General features: G+C 71.0%; 4 protein-coding genes. 2 read left to right on the forward strand and 2 right to left on the reverse strand.

The annotated features are described in order from the left end of the window. Positions 1-149: 149 nt before the first annotated feature. A complete protein-coding gene (gene glgX, locus ACZ63F_RS33285) occupies positions 150-2258 on the reverse strand; it encodes a glycogen debranching protein GlgX (protein WP_469716788.1) in 2109 nt (702 codons plus the stop codon). Positions 2259-2281: 23 nt separating this feature from the next. Next, entirely contained in the window at positions 2282-2785 is a 504-nt protein-coding gene (locus tag ACZ63F_RS33290; RefSeq protein WP_469716790.1) for a pep a2, read from the reverse strand. 323 nt (positions 2786-3108) lie between these two features. On the opposite strand from ACZ63F_RS33290, the gene ACZ63F_RS33295 reads away from it, so the two are divergent. Together ACZ63F_RS33295 and ACZ63F_RS33300 are read left to right on the forward strand one after the other, a co-directional pair. Further along, positions 3109-3402, forward strand: coding sequence for a DUF5133 domain-containing protein (locus ACZ63F_RS33295; protein WP_469716792.1), 294 nt, complete (start codon positions 3109-3111; stop codon positions 3400-3402). Between the two features lie 101 nt (positions 3403-3503). Further along, positions 3504-4157, forward strand: a 654-nt coding sequence (locus ACZ63F_RS33300; RefSeq protein ID WP_469716794.1) for a maltotransferase domain-containing protein, incomplete at its 3' end; no start/stop codon positions are given.

Consider the following 4157-nt stretch of genomic DNA (forward strand, 5'->3'; position numbering starts at 1 on the left):
GCAGCCGGTGCCGGGTACAACGTGGTGACCCGCCGTGGTGGTCGGGTGCGGGGGCGTCGTGGCTGTTCGCGCAGTTCCCCGCGCCCCCACAAGCTTCTGGGGGCGCGGGGAACTGCGCGAGCAACCTCCGGGTACCCGCAGCCGAATGACTACCGCGACGGCCGCGACAGCACGACCAGACTCCGTGCCTCCACGCGCAGCCTGGTGCCCGCCTTCCGTTCGCGTTCGTCCGGCACCCCCTCCGGGTCGGCCGTGTCGATGAGGGTCGTCCAGCGCTCGCCGTAGGAGTCGTCGGGCAGCCGGAAGTCCACCGGCTCCCAGTGGCTGTTGAGGAGCAGCAGGAACGAGTCGTCGATCAGCCGCCGCCCGTAGGGGTCGCGTTCGGCGATGGCGTCACCGTTGAGGAAGACGCCGACCGAGTGCGCGTCGGGCCGCTGCCAGTCCCGGTCGGTCATCTCGCGGGCGTCCGGCAGCAGCCACACCAGGTCCGGCAGCGGCTGCCCGGGACGCGTGGCCGTCTCGCCGAGGAAGAACCGCCGCCGGCGCAGAACCGGGTGGGCGGCACGCAGGCCGATGACGTACCGGGTGAACTCGGTGAGGTTCTGCTGTTCCTCGGTCAGTTCCCAGTCGATCCAGGAGACTTCGTTGTCCTGGCAGTAGGCGTTGTTGTTGCCACCCTGGGTGCGGCCGAGTTCGTCGCCGTGGCTGAGCATCGGGATGCCCTGGGACAGCAGCAGGGTGGCGAGCAGGTTGCGCTGCTGGCGGGCCCGCAGTTCCAGCACGGCCGGGTCGGTGGTCTCGCCCTCCGCCCCGCAGTTCCAGGACCGGTTGTGGCTCTCGCCGTCCCGGTTGCCCTCGCCGTTGGCCTGGTTGTGCTTGTCGTTGTACGACACCAGGTCGCGCAGCGTGAAACCGTCGTGCGCGGTGACGAAGTTGACGCTCGCCCGCGGCCGCCGCCTGCTGGCCTGGTACAGGTCGGAGGAGCCGGTGAGCCGGGAGGCGAACTCGCCCAGCGAGCCCGGCTCGGCCCGCCAGAAGTCCCGTACGGCGTCCCGGTAGCGGCCGTTCCACTCCGACCACAGCTGCGGGAAGTTGCCGACCTGGTAGCCGCCCTCGCCCAGGTCCCACGGCTCGGCGATGAGCTTGACCCTGCTGATCACCGGGTCCTGCTGGATCAGGTCGAAGAACGCCGAGAGCCGGTCCACTTCGTGGAACTGCCTCGCCAGGGTGGCCGCGAGGTCGAAGCGGAAGCCGTCGACGTGCATCTCGGTCACCCAGTACCGCAGCGAGTCCATGATCAGCTGGAGCACGTAGGGGTGCCGCATCAGCAGGCTGTTCCCGGTGCCGGTGGTGTCGTAGTAGTGCGCCCAGTCGCCGTCGACCAGCCGGTAGTAGGAGGCGTTGTCGATGCCCCGGAAGGACAGGGTGGGGCCCATCTCGTTGCCCTCGGCGGTGTGGTTGTAGACCACGTCGAGGATCACTTCGAGGCCGGCCGCGTGCAGCGCCTTCACCATCGCCTTGAACTCGTTGACCTGCTGGCCCCGGCTGCCGAAGGCGCCGTAGGCGTTGTGCGGGGCGAAGTAGCCGATGGTGTTGTAGCCCCAGTAGTTGGACAGGCCCCGGTCCTGGAGCACTCCGTCCTGCACGAACTGGTGCACCGGCATCAGCTCGACCGCCGTGACACCGAGCGAGGTCAGGTGGTCGAGGACCGCCGGGTGCGCGAGACCGGCGTAACTGCCCCTGAGCCGTTCGGGCACCTCCGGATGGGTGAGGGTCAGGCCGCGGACGTGGGCCTCGTAGATCACCGAGTCGGAGTAGGGCCGGCGGGGCGGCCGGTCGTCGCCCCAGTCGAAGTAGGGGTCGGTGACCACGCCGAGCATCGAGTGCCCTGCGCTGTCGGCCGGGGAGGGGCCGCCTGGGGTGCGCTCGTAGAGGGAGGCGTGGTTGTCGATCTGGCCGTCTATCGCCTGCGCGTAGGGGTCCAGAAGCAGCTTCGCCGGGTTGCACCGGTGACCGAGCTCGGGGGCCCAGGGGCCGGTCACCCGGTACCCGTAGCGCTGGCCGGGCCCGACGCCGGGCAGGTACGCGTGCCACACGAAGCCGTCGACCTCGGTCATCGGCACCGCCGTCTCGGTGCCGGCGTCGTTCACCAGGACCAGTTCGACCCGCTCGGCGACCTCGCTGAACAGGGCGAAATTGGTGCCCTGCCCGTCGAAGGAGGCCCCCAACGGGTAGGGGTGCCCGCTCCACACGGGCACCCCTTTCCGGGACTTCCTCGCCGTCACCGGGCGCCCTCCAGGACGCCGCCGGCGGATGCGGCCAACTGGGTGACGGGAAGGGTGCGCGGCACCTTGAGGACCCGCCGCAGCCGGGGCGCGGGACCGGTCGGGACCAGCGGGACACGCTCCCCGGACCGGGCCCGCTGCGAGAACCAGATGATCTTGCTGCCGGTCTCCGAGGCGCAGCACCCCCAGCCGTCGCTGGTCGCGGCGAGGTGCGCCAGGCACCCGCGCAGATCCTGGTCGGGGCGGAGATCCCGGTCCTCGTCCCCGATCGCCGTGATGAGGTGCTGCCCGTTCCACCACATCTCGATGGACGTGTGTTTGTCCGTCGCGTGCTGGTCGATGGCGGTCAGCAGCAGTTCGGCACCGCGGCAGACGGGGTCCACGAGGTTGTCGAGATCCCAGTAACGCAGATGGGCGGCCAGTATGCGGCTGACCTGTCCCACCCGTTCCGGGCTGACCTCCACGTCGAGGTGGTAGTAGCAGGGCACTGCGGTCTTCATTGTCGCTTGCTCCTCACCCGCGAAGCTCTCGCTCCCCCTCACCCGTCCGGAAATCCGTTCCGGAAGCGCAGCGTGAGCGCTGATCGCTCCTGAGTCACCTTCACTGTGCGGGCGCTACGCCATTCGTGCAACACGAGAGGCACACGGGGCGGCCGGCGCCGGCCGAGGTGGTTGAAGTTCCAACAAGACGCTCGGTCATCGCCCGTGCACCATGAGTGAAAGCCTCGATTCGCCGTAACGGCTCCGTGCCCATCCGTGCCCGGACGCTCCCCCGATCCGGGGACACGTGCCCATTCGAGAGCGTCGGAAGGAAAGACACGGCCATGCTGCTACCCGCGAAGGCCGAGGTGGCCCGGCAGCTGCGGCGCTACCGGGCGTGGGAGCGCGTCATGCTCGCCTCGCCGCAGGACCGCGAAGTGCGGTCCACCTTCGAGGACTCGGGCTACACGCTGTGCGTGCTGATGGGCAAGCGCTGCGCCCGGGAGGCGGTGGACGCGGCCGAGCGCTACCTGCGCACCAGCCTCGTCACGTATGTGCGGGAACAGAGTGGGCGGCCCCAGCTGAGCGGGAAGGTCCGGCCGGGACCGCCGGCGGAGCGGCCTTCCGCGAGGCATTGATCCCGCAGGCGGACCCGCGGGAAGACACCGGTCTTCCGGCACACTACGGACCGCGGAGCCGGGCCCCGGGCCCGGCTCCGCGCACGGCGGAGGTGAGACCCATGAAGGCGACTGAGGCCATCGGCCGCGTTCCGGTGCGTGACGTCCGGCCGGCCGTGGAGTGCGGCAGGCGGCCGGTGAAGGCGGTCCCCGGCGAGACCTTCCAGGTCACCGCCACCGTCTTCCGCGAGGGGCACGACGCCGTCGGCGCCAATGTGGTGCTGTGCGATCCCGAGGGCCGGCCGGGCCCGTGGACGCCGATGCGGGAACTGGTCTCCGGCGCCGACCGCTGGGGCGCCGAGGTCACCCCGGACGCGACGGGCCGCTGGACGTACCGCGTGGAGGCCTGGAGCGCCCCGCTCGCCACCTGGCGGCAGCACGCCCGGGTGAAGATCCCGGCGGGCATCGACACGGGTCTGGTGCTGGAGGAGGGCGCCGAGCTCTACCGGCGGGCGGCCGCCGGAGTCCCGGACGGGCCCGGACGTGAGCGGGTGCTCGCGGCGGCCCGGGCCCTGGGCGACGACTCCCTCCCCGTGCACACGCGGCTGGCGAACGCCCTGGCCCCCGAGGTCGACGAGATCCTGGCGCGGTATCCGCTGCGGGAGTTGGTGACCGTCTCGCAGGCGCTGCCGTTGCTGGTGGAGCGTGAGCGGGCGCTGTTCGGGTCGTGGTACGAGTTCTTCCCGCGGTCGGAGGGGACGCCGGAGCGGCCGCAC

It is taken from the genome of Streptomyces sp. NPDC104761 (assembly GCF_055583445.1).

What these genes read in the sequence shown, in the direction of transcription:
- ACZ63F_RS33290 (WP_469716790.1), bottom strand. Translation starts at nt 2,785, where the DNA reads ATGAAGACCGCAGTGCCCTGCTACTACCACCTCGACGTGGAGGTCAGC.
- ACZ63F_RS33295 (WP_469716792.1), top strand. Translation starts at nt 3,109, where the DNA reads ATGCTGCTACCCGCGAAGGCCGAGGTGGCCCGGCAGCTGCGGCGCTAC.